The organism is Corynebacterium meridianum, from assembly GCF_016342265.1.
In the GTDB taxonomy this organism is placed as follows: domain Bacteria; phylum Actinomycetota; class Actinomycetes; order Mycobacteriales; family Mycobacteriaceae; genus Corynebacterium; species Corynebacterium meridianum.
On sequence record NZ_JAEIOS010000013.1, the window covers coordinates 179,374 to 194,947 of the forward strand.

12 protein-coding genes are annotated in these 15,574 nt (G+C 67.5%); 6 read left to right on the top strand and 6 right to left on the bottom strand.

Annotated elements, in window-relative coordinates; all coding sequences use genetic code 11:
* Window position 1: 1 nt before the first annotated feature.
* Window positions 2–1,933, bottom strand: coding sequence for a M13 family metallopeptidase (locus JDV75_RS08635; RefSeq protein ID WP_198738854.1), 1,932 nt, complete (start codon window positions 1,931–1,933; stop codon window positions 2–4).
* Window positions 1,934–1,986: 53 nt separating this feature from the next.
* Here JDV75_RS08635 and JDV75_RS08640 point away from each other — a divergent pair, with 53 nt between their 5' ends.
* The 4 genes from JDV75_RS08640 to JDV75_RS08655 all read left to right on the top strand — a co-directional run bounded on the left by JDV75_RS08640 (window position 1,987) and on the right by JDV75_RS08655 (window position 5,415).
* Window positions 1,987–2,247: a hypothetical protein gene (locus tag JDV75_RS08640; protein WP_198738855.1), complete on the top strand. Its 261-nt coding sequence runs from the start codon at window positions 1,987–1,989 to the stop codon at window positions 2,245–2,247.
* 407 nt (window positions 2,248–2,654) lie between these two features.
* Window positions 2,655–3,278, top strand: a complete 624-nt coding sequence (locus JDV75_RS08645) for a hypothetical protein (RefSeq protein ID WP_198738856.1) — start codon at window positions 2,655–2,657, stop codon at window positions 3,276–3,278.
* A gap of 20 nt (window positions 3,279–3,298) precedes the next feature.
* Window positions 3,299–4,222 carry a PrsW family intramembrane metalloprotease gene (locus JDV75_RS08650; RefSeq protein ID WP_198738857.1) on the top strand — a complete coding sequence of 308 codons (924 nt, stop codon included), beginning with the start codon at window positions 3,299–3,301 and terminating at the stop codon, window positions 4,220–4,222.
* Window positions 4,223–4,299: 77 nt separating this feature from the next.
* A complete protein-coding gene (locus JDV75_RS08655; protein WP_232958376.1) occupies window positions 4,300–5,415 on the top strand; it encodes a GH25 family lysozyme in 1,116 nt (371 codons plus the stop codon).
* Window positions 5,416–5,938: 523 nt separating this feature from the next.
* On the opposite strand, the gene JDV75_RS08660 is transcribed toward JDV75_RS08655, so the two are convergent.
* The 5 genes from JDV75_RS08660 to JDV75_RS08680 form a co-directional block, all read right to left on the bottom strand.
* Complete coding sequence (locus tag JDV75_RS08660; protein ID WP_198738858.1) at window positions 5,939–9,355, bottom strand: arabinosyltransferase domain-containing protein; 3,417 nt, start codon at window positions 9,353–9,355, stop codon at window positions 5,939–5,941.
* Window positions 9,352–11,517: a galactan 5-O-arabinofuranosyltransferase gene (locus JDV75_RS08665; protein ID WP_198738859.1), complete on the bottom strand. Its 2,166-nt coding sequence runs from the start codon at window positions 11,515–11,517 to the stop codon at window positions 9,352–9,354. Before JDV75_RS08665 ends, JDV75_RS08660 begins: the two co-directional genes overlap by 4 nt.
* 69 nt (window positions 11,518–11,586) lie before the next feature.
* Window positions 11,587–12,348 (bottom strand): decaprenylphospho-beta-D-erythro-pentofuranosid-2-ulose 2-reductase, encoded by a 762-nt coding sequence (locus JDV75_RS08670; protein ID WP_198738860.1) that lies wholly within the window; start codon window positions 12,346–12,348, stop codon window positions 11,587–11,589.
* 41 nt (window positions 12,349–12,389) lie between these two features.
* The gene (locus JDV75_RS08675; protein WP_198738861.1) at window positions 12,390–13,856 is read right to left on the bottom strand and encodes an FAD-binding oxidoreductase; all 1,467 of its coding nucleotides are present in this window, start codon (window positions 13,854–13,856) and stop codon (window positions 12,390–12,392) included.
* 203 nt (window positions 13,857–14,059) lie between these two features.
* Window positions 14,060–14,299, bottom strand: coding sequence for a hypothetical protein (locus JDV75_RS08680; protein ID WP_198738862.1), 240 nt, complete (start codon window positions 14,297–14,299; stop codon window positions 14,060–14,062).
* 64 nt (window positions 14,300–14,363) lie between these two features.
* On the opposite strand from JDV75_RS08680, the gene JDV75_RS08685 reads away from it, so the two are divergent.
* Complete coding sequence (locus JDV75_RS08685) at window positions 14,364–14,831, top strand: hypothetical protein (RefSeq protein ID WP_198738863.1); 468 nt, start codon at window positions 14,364–14,366, stop codon at window positions 14,829–14,831.
* The gene (locus JDV75_RS08690) at window positions 14,828–15,493 is read left to right on the top strand and encodes a hypothetical protein (RefSeq protein ID WP_198738864.1); all 666 of its coding nucleotides are present in this window, start codon (window positions 14,828–14,830) and stop codon (window positions 15,491–15,493) included. Before JDV75_RS08685 ends, JDV75_RS08690 begins: the two co-directional genes overlap by 4 nt.
* Window positions 15,494–15,574: the final 81 nt, after the last annotated feature.

A 15,574-nucleotide genomic window follows, 5' to 3' on the forward strand; every position in this document is an offset into this window, starting at 1 on the left:
GTCACCAGATGGTGACGCGCCGGGTTGGTTCCAGGTACATCATGCCCTCGGGGTGCACGTCGAAGGCGCGGTAGAACTCGTCCACGTTGGCCGCGATGATGTTGCAGCGGAACTCGGCGGGCGAATGGGGGTCGACGGCGAGGTACTGGGTGGCCAACTCCGGCCTGATGGCCGTCCGCCAGACGCGCGCCCAAGAGATGAACAGGCGCTGCAGGCCGGTGAACTCGCGGCCCTCCATGTCCGGGTCGCCGCCCTCGTGGTCGACGGTTTCGGTGGGGGCGGAGTCGAAGTCGAGGCCCTGATCCGCCAGGTAGCGACCGTAGGCGACGACGGCGATGCCGAGGCCTCCGAGATCACCGATGTTCTCACCGAGCGTGAACTCCCCGTTCACACCGGTGGATTCGGTGCCCTCCAGCGCACCGGGGACCCGCCCGTTGAACTGGTCGACCAGTCGTGCGGTCAGTTCCTCGAAAGCGGCCCGGTCCTCGTCGGTCCACCAGGAATTCAGGTTGCCCTCTCCGTCGTACTGGCTGCCCTGGTCGTCGAAACCGTGCCCGATCTCGTGCCCGATCACCGCTCCGATCGCGCCGAAGTTTGTCGCTGCGTCGGCGTCGGGATCGAAGAAGGGCGGTCGGAGAATCGCCGCGGGGAAGGTGATGTCGTTAACGACGGGGTTGTAGAAGGCGTTGACCGTCTGAGGGGTGGTCACCCACTCCGTCCGGTCGGCGGGCTTCCCGATCTTGTTCAGCTCGTAGTCGTGGAGGAAGGCGCTGCCGCGGCGGACGTTCGCCACGAGATTGGCACCCCCCGGCTCGAAGGTCAGCCCCTCGTAGCTGCGCCAGTTGTCGGGGTAGCCGATCTTGGCGTTGAATCTGTCTAGCTTTACCAGAGCTTTCTCCCTGGTTTGCTCGGTCATCCAGACGAGGTTCGTGATCCGCTCACGGTAGGCCCCGATCAGATGGTCGACGAGGGTGAGCATCTGCTTCTTGTGTTCGGGCGGGAAGTGCTCGGCGACGAAGAGTCTGCCGATCTCCTCACCGACGAAACGCTCGGCCAGACCGATTCCGCGCTTCCAGCGGTCGCGCTGCTCGGTGGCGCCCTGGAGGACGGTCCCGTAGAAGTTGAAGTTGGTCCTGCTGATCTCGTCCGTGAGCAGACCCGCCCGGGCGTTGAGGATGTGCCATGTGGCCCAGAGCTTCCAGTCCGCGAGATCCGCCGCGCGCAGCAGCTCGTCCAGGTGCCCGAGGTAGGACGGCATCATCACGATGAGCCGGTGTTCCGGAAGGCCCGACGCCGTGCAGAGGGTGCGGACGAGCGCCGGGAGATCGGCGAATTCCGTCGGGTTGAACGTCTTCACCGCGTCCCGGGCAGCGACGACATCCCAGTGTCCGGCGGCGATGCGCTTCTCCAGCTCGACCACGCGCTCGGCGGCGTCGGCGGCGGAGAGTCTGCCGAGGCGCCCTTCGGGGAGGAAACCGAGCATGGTGGCGACGTGCGCGCGGTAGGTGGCGAGTGTCTCCGCGTGGGCGGGATCGCGGTAGTACGCCTCATCCGGCAGCCCGAGACCCGACTGGACCAGGTATGCCAGTGCCTCCTCGCCGGCGGAGTCCTTCTCCACCCAGAAGCCTGCGGGGGCGCCGACCCCGTCCCGGTCGAGACGTCCCAGGGCGGCGACGAACTCCTCCGGGGTGTCGACGTCGAGCTGGTCCAGGTCCGCGTCCAGGACCGCTACACCCGCTTCCTCGATGGCGTCGGTGTCCATGAAGCAGTCGTAGAGGGTTCCGGCGCGGCCGTTGTCGGCCTCGACGATGACGCGGACGTCCTCCTCCGCACGATCACGGAGTTTGTGGAAGTTGCCGTCGACACCACGGTCATTCGGGATGACGTGGGAATCGAGCCAGGGGCCGTTGACATAGCGGTAGAGATCCTTCATGGGTCCAACTCTACGGGCTTCCAGATCCGTGCCACCGGCAACAGGTAGCGACAGTGCTCGCGATTGTGTACCGGAGCAGGCCGCACCAAACCCCCGAGCACGCGCTTCTGGTGGCGGTGGGGGTTCTGGCTGCGGCGGGGACACCCGCGGCGGCCACCACCGTCCTGGCACATCCGGGGGAGGGTGAGGATGACCGGTCCCAGCTCGTCCTCGGCGACACGCCCGATGACCAGTGGGGCGTTCCGGTGACGGTGAACGGCTCCGACCCGGTGCTCCGCCGGGTCGAGGGGAGCAACCGCCCGCGCACATGTTGAGCTTTCGACGGTATCTCCGTCAGCTCCCTGGCGCTGGACGGTGACGGCGCCCCGGATCACGCGGCCGGGCGGATGCTCCGGGCGCTCAATGTCGATGGGGTCGGAACTCATCTCCAGCCGCCCTGACGGGATCATCCGGCCGCCGGAACCCGATGATCCGGACACCCCGAGTGTCGGGATGGTGTTGCCGGGACCGGTGGAGAGAGCGGACGGATCCAGGTCACCTCCGTCAGCGGAGAAAAAAACACCGGGGATGTCGTTCGAGAGGTACGTCAACAGCTCGTGGATGCCACGAAGTCCGGAACGATGACCGCGCGGTACAACCCGGCGGTGTCAATCGGGGAGTCGGATGTACGGCGCGTTCCGGGGCCGGATGGGTGTCGGGTCGCCTGGTAGCGTCGTCGGGCATGGGACGCTACCGTCTGAAACCCCAGTTCCGGGCTTCGCATGTCATGCAGTTGATCGGGGTACTGATACTGGTTGTATCGGTACCGCTTTTTGTCATGGGTCGACTGCCCGCGAGTTCGCGGTCCGCGGACGAGGTGGTCCTCGGTGACTCCGTCGGCGGTGGCTGGCAGATCCCACTGCGGTACGCCGACGGCGAACCCGTCATGTGTGAGTCGTCCCCGGACGCGATGCTGGAGGGTGGCTGGGACTGTGCCGGTACCAGCGTCAGGTCCCTGGTGGCGAAGGATGTCCCGGATCCGGACCTCGCCGCACGCCGGATGCTGCGCGCGATGGGTGTGTCCCGGGGAATGGACCTCGAGGTCACGCGGGACGGTGACCTCCTCGAACTGCACCACCCGGAGCGAACCGCGCCATCCGGGGAACGAGTGCGGGAAGAACAGTTCACGGGCCTGGCGTTGTCGGGTTCCGGGGATCACGAGGGGGAACTGCTGGTCGTCGCGGTCCACGGTGAGCGGGGCGACGACTTCACGGAACTCGTCCGGCCGCAGATCCGGAACAACGGTGAGCGTGATGTCACCGAGCTGGATCTGCCGTCTCGACTGACTTCGGAGGTGCGGGTGTGAACAGGTTCCTGCGGGGTTCTTTGTGGGTTCTGAACGGCATCGGGCTCGTCGGGGGATGTCTGGCTCTGGTGGTGGCGCTGGTCGCCGGTGCGGCCACGGACGGTGAGCTGCCTTCGATGGGTGTCATGGGGCTGAGTGTGTTGCTTGCGGTGCTGGAACTCTCGGTTGTTCTGCTGGTGATCCGGTTCAGTCCGTTGTGGCCCCGCGCCGGGGCAGGCTATGTGGTGGCGGCACTGCTGTGGGGGGCCACGGTGTCCCCGCTGCTCGTTTTCCCGCTGGCCTCGGCATCCCTGGATCTTCCCGCGAGGCTCGGACTCGACCACTTCGAGGCGTCCTGGGGAGGCGCCTATCCGGAGGAGACGGTCAAGACCCTGGGGGTACTGATCATCCTGTTCAGTTTCCGCCGGCTCGTCCGACCCTGGCACGGCTTCGTCACCGGGGTTCTCGTCGGCATCGGGTTCGAGGTCGTCGAGAACGCCGGGTACGCGGTGATGGGTGCACTGTATGACCCGGTCAGTGACATGGACGGGATGCTGGGGATGTGGGGGTTGCGGATGGTCGCCGGCCCGTTCCTGCACGTCCTGTTCACCGGTATGGCCGGTTGGGGACTGGGTGTGGCGGTGTTCACCGCTCATCGCGGTCATCTGTGGCGGCTCGGTACCGGGTTGCTGTGGGTTTGTGTGGCGTTCACCGCGCACTTCTGCTGGAACATCATGCACGACGACCTGAGGGTGAGCATCGTGTCCATGGGGGCCATCGCTCTCGTCATCTACCCGTTGTTCATCTGGGTGGTGGTCCGTGCGTGGCGGTCCGCTCGGACGGACGCGGGGTATGTCCTGCTCGATCGGCCGGTGGTTTCGGTGCGCCAGCTCGAGCAGGGTGGCTTCGCCGTACTGGGGACAGGTGACGTCCGGCCCCGGGGCGAGAACCGGCCCCGGAAGTGACGGAACCGACACCCCGGTGTGCGTGTTGCAGGAGTTAAAGGTGTGACTCGTGTGAATTTTGCTGTAGATTTACGTCCATGGACTTTTTCACGCACGATCGCGCTGCCGTGCGCGCGACGCACCACCGCGCCGTCATCATTCCCGCCACCGCACTCATGACCGCGCTCGCGCTGGTCGCCGCTCTGCTGGGCGCCCCGAAAGCCGCCGCGTTCAGCATCTCCTCGCCCCAGGGCGTCGACGTCGCCAGCTGGCAGCACCCCGGAGGCGCCGCCATCAACTGGCGCGAGGTCTCCGCTTCCGGCCACCGGTTCGCCTTCGTCAAGGCAACCGAGGGCATCGGCTACGTCAACCCCTTCTTCGTCGCCGACTCCAAGCAGGCCCAGAACGCGGGCATGCTGATCGGCAGCTACCACATGGCCCGCCCCAACTCCTCCGCCACGGCGCAGGCCGCCGAGTACGCCGCGGCACTGGCGACGCAGCCGCAGCCCTCCCTGCCTCCGGTACTCGACATCGAGTATGCGGAGAATCTCGGACCGGCCCAGCTCAGCGCCTGGGTACGCGAGTTCGTCACCGAGATCGAGCGACTCACCGGCCGCAAACCGATCATCTACACCTACCGGTACTTCTGGCAGGAGAATATGGCGAACACCAGCGAGTTCAGCGACTATCCGCTGTGGCTCGCCGCCTACGAGAACCGGCCGCCGAGTGACATCCCCGGTGGATGGAACCACATGACCTTCTGGCAGCGCGCCGACAACGGTGTCGTGCCCGGTATGGTCACCGTCTCCGACGTCAATCTGTTCAACGGCAGCGAGCAGCAGCTCAACGACTTCAGCGCCGGCATCGACGTCAACCTCGGTGAGGTACTCACCGCCGGCATCGATCTCGACGCCATCGGCGGCCGGGTCGCCGAGCTCGAGGCGCTGGGCAACAACAACCGGGAACTCGTCGGCGCGATCCTCGCCGTCGCTGCCGGAGCCCTCGCCATCGGTGCCCTCGTCGCGGTCGCCCAGAGCCAGGGCATCGACCTCGGCCCCGCCACCGAGCTCGTCGACCGGGTCCGTGGTCTCATCGCGAGCGGTGACCTGCCCGTCCCCGATCTCCAGACGATGCTCCAGACGGGTGAATACACGATCGGCGATCTCCTCATCCTGCTGGAGAACGCCCAGCACTTCGCCGAGCAGATCGGCTGATCACCGGCCCGCAGCGCACCGCCGACGGGCGGCACCCGAGACAGATCCGGGTGCCGCCCGTCGGCCTTTCCGTGTCTCGTCCGCGGTCGGTCGAAGTACGGCGCCCGTTGCGAACCCCGAATGGACCCCGAGTGGGTGTCGCCGGTCCCGCCCGGAGGCGGTGGCTGCGGGGGGGGGGGGAGCCCCGAGCTTCTCTGTTTTACCTGTTGCACCGTGCCACCGCGTTCCGGCTGGGTTGCGGGCACGGATCGGGCCCACGGTCCGTATCCGGTACGTCGTGAGACCCCGGATGGCGGGCTGTGACGCAGGACGCCGGGACCCCCGGGACGGGCCGGACCCGGTGGTGACGCGGAGAAGGAGCGCGAGGGGCACCATTGGCACCGGCCGGAGGCAGGAGCAAAAGTCCCGGTTCCCGGCGGCTGTGCACCGGGACCCCCACCAGCCACTGTCGGGGCCCGGACGACGGAAAGGCCCCCTCCGCAGCTGTTCGCTCTGCGGAGGGGGCCTTTCCCGGAGACTCCGGTCAGTCGTCGATCTTCATCTTGCCCGGATTCCAGAAACCGGAACGCTGCACCGTGCGGTAGTCGATCACCGCATCGACGGGGGCCTCACCGCGGGAATCGGTGCGCAGCTCGTAGGACTCCAGGGAGCCCCAGTCGCGGTGCCAGTCGTCCTTGAGGTAGCTGGGCAGCTCGGTGGCCTTGTTGACGGCCTCGGCGACGCCCATGACACCGCCACCGTTGTAGTCCTGCCACGGGGAGAGCGTCACCTTGCCGCCGTGGTCCGGGGAGATCCGCCAGAGCGGGGTCTCGGCGACTCCCGCCCAGTGGTCGAACGGACGCTGGCAGGGGAACTGCAGCGACACCGACCAGTCGAGCAGTGTGGGGTCGGCGGAACCGACGACGTCGTTCAGCGAGCGCAGTGTCGGGACCCGGGGCGGCGTGACGGCGAGCCACTGATCCGGGTCCAGACTCGTGTCTGCGGCGACGATTCGGACGACGTTGACCTCGGGCGGAAGCTGATCGAGCGGAACACGCAGGTTCCGCCAGCCGGGAGCCGGACCGATGTCGAGGGGCTCGATCTTGTTGACGTCGGTGACCTCACCACCCGGGCCACGGGTGCCGTACTCGATGACGAGGCGTTGCCCGTCCTGACGGACCCCGTTGATGTCGTTGTGTTCGATCCGGCCGGCCGCGGACACCACCAGCAGCGGTGCGTCCGGACGGCGCTCCGGGAGTTCGTACCAGGAAGTGGTGACCTCGGCGGGGAACTGCGGGCCGGCGGTGTAGGAGCCGAGGACAGGTACCTCGCGGTAGTCGATCCCGAACGGGAGCTGCGCGACGGATCCGTTGACGCCCACGTCGCCGCGGATACCGCCACCCGAACCGGAGTCCTGGCCACCCGTGTCACCGGAGGCGGTGTCCTCGTCGGTGGCGCCGGCGATGGAGCCGGCTCCCGCTGCGGCGGTGTCGACGCCCGCGGAGTTGATCGACGGCGGGACGTTGTTCGCGTCGAAACCGCGGTTGTCCTCGCTCTCCAGGGACTCGCCGAGCGGCGTCCCGTCGACGGGGGTGAGGAAGCTGTCGTTCGTGTCCGATTCGATCAGGGCGTCGTTCGCCAGTGCGCAGCTGTTGCCCGTGAGGGAGCGGAGGTTTCCGAGTCCGATCGAGTAGGCCGGGTACTGGGCGACGAAGCCCTTGCCGAGGGACAGCATCGAGAACACGACGACGAGGGCGGAGACGACCGCGAGCGGGGAGGCCGCCAGGCCGTCGAAACGGCGCAGACGACGCTGCTTCTCCGCCGCGTACTGCTCGGCCCGGCCCTCGGCCGCGGCGCGGGCGGTGGCGACGTCCGAGACGAAGGACTGCACCGCGCCGAGTGCGAGCACGGCGAGCGCGATGAACAGCATCACCGTGGACGCCTCGATGTGCCGGTACTGGATCGTCTTGTCGAACCACGGGACACCGTAGCTGGAGACGTACCACCAGCCGTTCGTCCCCGACAGCGCGAACGCGAGAAGGAAGAGGATCGCGCCGATGAACAGGGTGCGGGAGCGGGCGCTCTTCAGTGCCATGTTCGACACCGCGATCGCGGCCAGTGCAGCCAACGCCGCCCCGATACCGGCGTACACGCCGAAGTGGTGGGTCCACTTCGTCGGGGTGAACATCATGAAGAACATCGTTCCGAAGAACACGAGCATCAGGCGCATCGACGGGCCCTTGGCGGAGCCGGGGACACGACCGTTGCGCAGCACACTCGCCAGCACCAGGGCGAGGCAGACGAAGAGCATGAGCACGGCGAAGCGGCGGGCGAAGGACCCGTCGACTGTCTGCTGCATGAGGGTCTCGTAGCGCACCCATTCGTCGTACCAGTTCAGTGACGGGCCCTTGGCGGAGCGCACCCGGATGGACTCGAGGACGGTTCCGAGGGTCTGGTCACCGAACACGGCGAGCAGGATCGCGGTCCCGGCAGCCAGGAACGGCGCCATCATCGCGGCGGCGGCATGGAGTGAAGCGCTTCTCGGGCTACCCGGTCCCGCGCCGAGAAGCGGCATCCTGCGCAGGCCGATGCGGATCATCCCGGAGAGCCCGGCGAGCAGCGCCGCGACGGCCATGAGGCCGGTGGGGCCGGCGCCGAGGCACACCGTCGCGATGATCACGGCGACGGCTGCGGGCAGCAGCCTGGAGGTGGCGATGGCCCGCTCGATGGACACCCAGGTCAACAGGGCGCCGACGGCGATGACCGGCTCGGGGCGCAGGCCGTTGTTGTAGACCATCCAGAAGCCCAGGAAGGAGAACGCCGCGGTCCAGTGTGCGACCCGGCGGTTGTTGATCTTGGATCCCAGGCGGGGAAGGACCTCGCGGGTGATGATCATCCACGTCAGCAGGCCCGCGATGAGCTCCGGCAGGCGCATCCACACCGAGGCGGTGGAGACCTGCGCCATGAGGCCGAGCAGGTCGTAGTAGGGGGCACCGAACGGCGATTCGGGTACCCCGAACCAGCGGTAGTAGTTCGCCATGTAGCCGGAGTGGTCCGACACCCGCGCCATGGTGAGCAGGTACCCGTCATCCGACGTGTTGGCACCGAAGATGTACCACCAGACGAGCACACCCCCGACGATTCCGTCGAGGAGCCTCGGGCGGAACCAGCCGACGGGCAGGAAACGCCGGGCCCGACGACCGTCGAGAATGTCCATCCGGTGCAGCGTCCACAGCGCGACCGCGAGCAGCACCAGGCCCGAGAACATCGTGACGTACTTCAGGGCGCTCGGCGCGGAGGTGAAGCGGGAGTTGATCTCGATGTGGGCCGACAGGCCCTGATCGATGAGTCCACGGGCTGCGGTCCCGTCGCCGTTCAGCTCCGTGTAGATGCCGGTCAGCTGGGGCCGCTGGTCACCGGTGACGGTACCGCTGTACTCCTCACCGTCCGGGCCTCGGGCACCGTTGATCCGGACCGTCGTCTCCTCCTCCGTGGAGGAGACGTGGAGCACGGCATCCCGGGGGAGTGCCTCGAGCTGTTCGGTGTCGAGTTCGAAGGGAACCTGGTTGCGGACGATGACGTCGAGACCCGTGGGGGTGAGTCGGACGAACAGTCCGCGCGTGGTCGCGTCCTCACTGTCGGCGGGCAGGGTGCCGAGGACGGTCGACTGGTTCTCGCGCAGTTCCGTGAGTGCGGACACCGGGATGTCGATGTCGACTGACTGGGGCACATAGCTGATCAACGGCGCGTTGACGCTGTTCAGGGAGTCGTTCTGTGGCCAGTCGAAGGAGGACTGGGTCTGGGAGACCGGCATGAACGGCGTGAGCACGAACATGAGGAAACCCAGGACACCACTGACTATGGCGAGGTTGAGCAACCGTCTCGACGCGGTGGGCGGGGTATTAACGGCTGTTGCTGACACAGCAGATGATTCTACGTCAGAGCTTTCCCCGGGTTTCATCGGCTGCGGGTCACCACCACGAAGGGACCCACCTGTTCGACGTCCCAGGGGGAGCCGTCCCCGGTGAACGATGCGGGGTTGAACCAGACGCCACGGAACCGGACGTTCGGGTTGTTGGGGTAGATGTCCTCGGCGATGTCGTACTTCCAGCCTTCCTGCCGGTCCCCGGCGTCACCCCGCAGGATGAATACGTCGGGCGGGGTGAAGGGGGAATCCTCGAGCGCGGCGATGAAATCCCGCGGCTCGGCGAGCACGTTCCACGAGGCGGTCGCCCACTGTTCGATCTCCCGGTTGCGGAGATCGAACTCACCGAGCGGATTGGCGTAGTGGCTGGTGAAGGCCTGGAAACCCCGGTAGGGGTGGTAGGACATGAAGTTGTGTTCGTCGGTGAGGACGACGGTGTCACGGGGGATGTTGCCCCTGCCGCGGATCAGTTCATCGATCTCCCCGTACCAGACACCCGAGTCCGGCGGGTAGAGGTCCGCGCGGACCCCGTCACCGTCGGTGTCGGTGTACGCCAGGTCGATGGCGTTGTGGTTGCGTTGCGGGATCGTCTGCGCGTACGCGACACCCGCGATGAGCAGCAGCGTCACCATGACGAGCGTGACGTTGCGTCCCGTGCGCGCCGAGATTTGGTGGGGATAGAGGGCGTCCGGCCCCAGCAGCCGGATCTCCGCTATGGCGAAGACACCCGCGGTGGCCAGTTGCAGGGTGACGACGGCATCCATCCGGAACCCGAGCAGGGTGTTTCCGGCGAGGGTCGCGATCATCGACGCCACGATCCAGCCGTAGAACACGACCAGTGATATGCCCATGGAACGGACATCGCGGTCCACCGCCCGGACGACGAGGAAGATCATGCCCAGCAGGCAGAGGGCCCCGGCCGCGGAGAAGGAGAGCATCGGCATCGGGACCTGGGTGCCGTTGTACGGCAGGTAGTGCATCGCCGTCGCGCCGGAGTGCGGCTCGCCGCTGATGATCGCGAGCAGGTACGGCCCCCACACCACCGATGCGATGGCCATGGAGCAGACACCGATGAGGACCATGCGCAGCAGCGGGAGCCAGGACCGGTCGACGACCGCTGCGAACACACCTGAGACGGTGACCACGGACAGCGCGATGACCGCCGTGTAGAGGGTGTAGATCGATGCCGAGGCACCGAGGTAGATGATCATCCCGGCCATCGCGAGCCGACTCCCGTCGAGCGCACGGCGTACCAGGACGGTGGCGGCGGGAACGCCTAGGGCGACGATCGCCGCGTACGGTTCCTCCGGGGAGACCACGAGGACGAGGCAGATGCTGGTCAGCCCGATGCCCGTGGCTACGGAGAGTGATCCGCTGAGACGCTGCCAGGTGGGAACCACCATCGACGCGGCGGCGGCCAGGGACACCAGGGCCCAGGGCTGGAACGCCGCCCAGCCCGCCATTCCGAGCAGGTTGGCGAAGCGACCACCGAACCAGAACCAGGCCCCCGGATAGTAGGAGGGCATGTCGATGTAGTTCATGTCGCTCAGCGCCGGTGAGTCGGTCAACCGGGTGAGGAACTGGGTGCGGAACCCCTGGTCGACGGTGATGCCGTCGAGGTAGAGGCGGGTCGCGGACAGTGGGAGCGCGAGTGCGGTGACCACGAGTGCCGCGGGAGACAGATAGCAGACCACGTAGGTCAGCCACACGCGCCACCGGGGTCGCGTGGGGGTCAGGCGTTCGCTGTCGGGGAACTCGGCCACGGGGGGATCGGATTCCTCCGCGGCATCCCGGGTGGTTTCCGGGGCGATTGCGGCACCCGGCCCCCGGGCGAGGGACCGGACCCCGTCGGTCTCCGATCCGCGGCGCCGGCGGTCATGGTGCTCGTCGCGCAGCCACAGGAAGATGAGGCTGATCACCAGCAGGAGGACCACCACGGTACCGGCGGTGGACAGGGCCCTGGAGACCAGGGAACCGCCGAACGCGGGGAGACTGGTCATCTTCAGGATGAACCAGCAGATCAGCGTCAGTGTGCCGCCGCCGATGCCGGCCGCGGCGATCGCGAGGACGGTGGCCCGACCTCCGAGGGCATCCGAGGTGAAGTCCGCGCCCCCCGCCGGGGCGGTCGGGCCGAAGAACACCCTTTTGCGTGTCGTCCGGGCGGGTACGGCAGTGAAGCCATCCGTCGCGTGTGTCATGTGTCCAAGTCTCCCACACCCGGCCCGGACACGGCGGTCACGGACCCGGTGCGGGAGGCGTCGAGCGGGTCAGAACGGGAGCTTGCGGAAGATCGCCCGCGGGATGTGGTTGAACACCATCATCACGTACCTGAACAGCGGGTGGACCCAGACGGTGTCCTTGCCGGCATCGACCGCCGAGACGACCGCTTCGGCGACCTGCGAGCGGTCCACGGTGAGTGGAGCCTCCTCGACGTCCGCGCTCATCCGGGTCCGGACCTGGCCGGGGCGGACCACGAGCACCTTCGCCCCGGAGCCACGCAGAGCTTCGCCGAGCTGGCTGTAGAAACCGTCGAATCCGGCCTTGGTGGAACCGTAGACGAAGTTGGAGCGCCGCACCTTCATTCCGGCGACGGAGCTCAGTGCGACGATCGTGCCGTGGCCCTGCGCCTCGAAACGCTGGCCGAGCAGCACGCCGACGGAGACGGCACCGGTGTAGTTGACCTGGGCGGCGTCGACGGCCTTGGCCTGGTTCCGCCACAGTTCCTCGTTGTCACCGAGGGTGCCGAAGGCGACGATGGCGATGTCGACGTCACCTTCGGAGAACGCTTCCTCGATGACGGCGGGATGGCCGTCGAAGTCGGTCGCGTCGAAGTCGATGACGCGGATCTCGCTGGCTCCGGCGCGTTCGAGCTGCGCCTTCGCCTCCTCGAGGTGCGGGGAGTTCTCCCGCGCGGCGAGGGTGACCGCGGCTGGGCCGGCGGCGAGGAACTCGGAGGCGATGGCGACGCCGATCTCCGAGGTGCCGCCGAGCAGCAGGATGTTCTGGGCCTTGCCCACAGCATTGAGCATGTCGTGTTCTACTTCCTGATCGTTGTCGTGTGGGGGTCGGTCTAGTGCAGCTCGAGGCGGCGGGACAGATCCGACGCGAAGACCCCGTTCGGGTCGATCGCGTTTCGGGTGTCCAGCCAGGACTGCATCTGCGGGTACATACTGTGGAAGTTCTCCGCGGAGGTCCGCGACTCCTTGGCCAGGTAGAGGCGGCCACCGAACTCCATGACGCGGCGGTCCAGTTCGTCGAGGAAGTGACCCAGGCCCGGTTTGATGGGGAAGTCCACGCACACGTTCCAGCCCGGCATCGGGTAGGACAGCGGGGCACGGTTGCCCTCGCCGAACAGCTTGAATACGTTCAGTGCGGAGTAGTGGCCCGAGGACTGGATGTCCCGGATGATGTCCTTGAACGGTTCGACGGCCTCGCGCGGCACGACGAACTGGTACTGGAGGAAGCCCTTGGGACCGTAGCCGCGGTTCCACTCACCGATCAGGTCGAGCGGCTGGTAGAACTGCGTCAGGTTCTGTACCTGGTTGCGGTAGGTGCCCGACTTCAGCCACCACAGCTCGCCGACGGCGATCATGGACAGCTTGTTCATGGTGAACGACGGGAAGATGTCCGGCACCGTCACCAGCTGCGGGGCGTTGAACTTCAGCGGATCCTTCGCAAGTTTCGGCGCGAGTTCCTCGAGCTGCGCGAGCGTGGCCAGGGAGCCGCGTGAGATCGCGGCGCGGCCGAGCTTCGGTGGAGCCGAGATCGCGTCGAACCATGCGGATGAGTAGGTGTAGTTCTTCTCCGAGCCGTCCGAGTGGAACTCGATCGTCTCGCCGAGGCTGTGGGTCATGTCGCCGTCGGCGATGAAGTACGCGGTCTCGGTGCGGGTCATCCTGATCCGGGCGCGGACGATGATGCCGGTCAGGCCCATGCCGCCGACCGTCGCCCAGAACAGGGAACCGTCCGGGTCATCGGCGGAGCCCTCGGGTTCCAGGTGGAGGATCCGGCCGTCGGCCACGAGCAGCTCCATCGAGACGACGTGGTCGCCGAAGGACCCCGCGGAGTGGTGGTTCTTGCCGTGGATGTCCGGTCCGATCGCACCGCCGATGGTGACCTGGCGGGTGCCCGGGAGGACGGGTACCCACAGGCCGTAGGGCAGTGCGGCCTTCATCAGCTGGTCGAGGGTGACACCGCCGTCGACGTCCACGATGGCGGAGGCCGAATCGATGGAGTGGATCCGGTTCAGCGGCGTCATGTCGACGACCAGGCCACCGGCGTTCTGGGCCGGATCGCCGTAGGAGCGGCCCATGCCGCGGGCGATCACGCCACGCCGAAGGTGGGCGGGCTTGCTGTCGTTCTGTTCGGCGACCAGCTGCACTGCCTTGACGATCGTGTCGAGGTCTTCCGTGGACAGGACCTCGGCGGTCGTGGGGGCCGTACGACCCCAGCCGGTCAGTTTCTTGGCTTCTGTGTTCAGGGCCCCGGAGGCACCGCTCGAAGCAACGGTGCTGGACGCGCCCTTATCGCTCGTCATCGATTGTCCACGCTACCCCCAGAACCGGCCGGGTGGGGATGAATCGGACCCGATCGGGCGCTTTTACAGGAAGAAATCAGCGTGTGATTTCCCACAATCCCACATGTGGGCGTGAGGCCCTGCGGGAAACCACCGGGAAAGAGCGACGGCCGATCGTGTCCCGTGACGGGTGGCACGACCGGCACGGTGGGCGGATCCGGGTGCTACAGGTCCATCATCTGACGGATCTCCGCGGGTAGCTCCCCCTGGGAGGTGATCTCCGGTCCGTCGTACTCCCGCAGGATCTCGTAGACCCGCACCCTGTCGATGCTGTCCAGAAGCGGTAGTTCCTGCGCCATCAGCATCGTCATGTGCTGATTCAACGGCAGCTGGGTACGCTCCGCGGCGATATGCCCCGGTGCTTCCCCGGAGTTGCGATCCTGGCCCTTGAACAGTCCGAACATGCGCCCGAGTCTAGCCAACGCGGGCCACCGTCCGTACCCCGACCACCCCGGTAGGCTGCGGGGCATGGCAGCACCACGCACAGAATCGCGGGCCGGGATCGTCGCCGATCTGCCACTCGCCGTCGCGGGTGGCGTCGTCACCGCGATGCCCGACCACATCTACCACCTACTGATCCGCTGGGGCGTCGACGTCGTGGTCGTCGCCGCAGCCGGGGCAACCACCGCAGCGCTCACCGACACCGTGCCCCGCGCCCCGGTGAAGGAACCCGACGGCGGTGGGGGCACACCCGTCGAAATGCGGGGCGACGCTCCCCGCCCGGTCCACCCGACTGTGCTCGTCATCGGACTCGCTCTCCTCGGCACGAGTTTCTACGTGGACGCCCGCATCACACGAGTACTCGTCGGTTGGCTCCGTTCCCGGGGCGTCACCCGGCCCCACACGGTGCTCGGGGTGTGCACCGTGCCGGTCCTGCTCGGGGTCCGCGCACTGGAGAAGACCACGGAATCACCGGATGGGACAATGAAGCGGTGACCGACACGCTGAACACCACGACCACCGGTGGCGCCGCGGATCCCGCGCACCACCCCACGATCGCCGTCCTCGACGCCTCGGACCCGACCCTCCGCACGGTCTGGCACGTGCAGACGGACCCGAACTCGGCGACCGGCCGCTACAGCGGGGCCTGGATCGTCGGGGAGACCCCCACCGACGGTGGTACGCCCGATTCGGAACCGGATCCGGAGGGGGCGGACGCCGGGACGCCGGGAACCGGGTCCGTCGACCCCGCGTCCGTCCTCGAGTCACTCCTGCGTGGCACCGTAGTGCTGGCCGTCGGCGACACCGACCCGGACACCGTGGCCGGTGCCGACAGCCGCGCCGGAACGACGACACTCGCCGCGATCCACGCCGCCCTCACCCGTGCCGCAGACGAGATCCGCGCCGCCGCGAAAAAGGCGCACGAGGAGAATCCCCACCTCACCGTTCCCCGGCTGCCGGCCGTCACGTTGCCCGACGACGGGCCCGACAGCGGCGCAGCATTCCACGGTGAGGAGATCGCCCGCGCCGCATGGTGCACGGCACAGGCCGCGGGTGAACTGGTGGAACAGTGGTTCGCGGTCGAATCCCAGCGCCGGAGTCGCGCCCACCTGAAGGAGACCTTCGGCCCGGACGTCCGGCCCCTGCCGTTGGGCTGACGCCGTCCCGGCCGGGCCCCCGCGACAGGATAGGCGGTCCTCTACCTCGACGGCACGGACCGCTTCAGCTGGCTACGCTGG

Bases quoted from the DNA above. Each gene is read 5' to 3' on its own strand.
- JDV75_RS08635 (WP_198738854.1), bottom strand. From the start codon at position 1,933: ATGAAGGATCTCTACCGCTATGTCAACGGCCCCTGGCTCGATTCCCAC.
- JDV75_RS08645 (WP_198738856.1), top strand. From the start codon at position 2,655: ATGGGACGCTACCGTCTGAAACCCCAGTTCCGGGCTTCGCATGTCATG.
- JDV75_RS08655 (WP_232958376.1), top strand. From the start codon at position 4,300: ATGGACTTTTTCACGCACGATCGCGCTGCCGTGCGCGCGACGCACCAC.
- JDV75_RS08660 (WP_198738858.1), bottom strand. From the start codon at position 9,355: ATGAAACCCGGGGAAAGCTCTGACGTAGAATCATCTGCTGTGTCAGCA.
- JDV75_RS08665 (WP_198738859.1), bottom strand. From the start codon at position 11,517: ATGACACACGCGACGGATGGCTTCACTGCCGTACCCGCCCGGACGACA.
- JDV75_RS08670 (WP_198738860.1), bottom strand. From the start codon at position 12,348: ATGCTCAATGCTGTGGGCAAGGCCCAGAACATCCTGCTGCTCGGCGGC.
- JDV75_RS08675 (WP_198738861.1), bottom strand. From the start codon at position 13,856: ATGACGAGCGATAAGGGCGCGTCCAGCACCGTTGCTTCGAGCGGTGCC.
- JDV75_RS08680 (WP_198738862.1), bottom strand. From the start codon at position 14,299: ATGTTCGGACTGTTCAAGGGCCAGGATCGCAACTCCGGGGAAGCACCG.
- JDV75_RS08685 (WP_198738863.1), top strand. From the start codon at position 14,364: ATGGCAGCACCACGCACAGAATCGCGGGCCGGGATCGTCGCCGATCTG.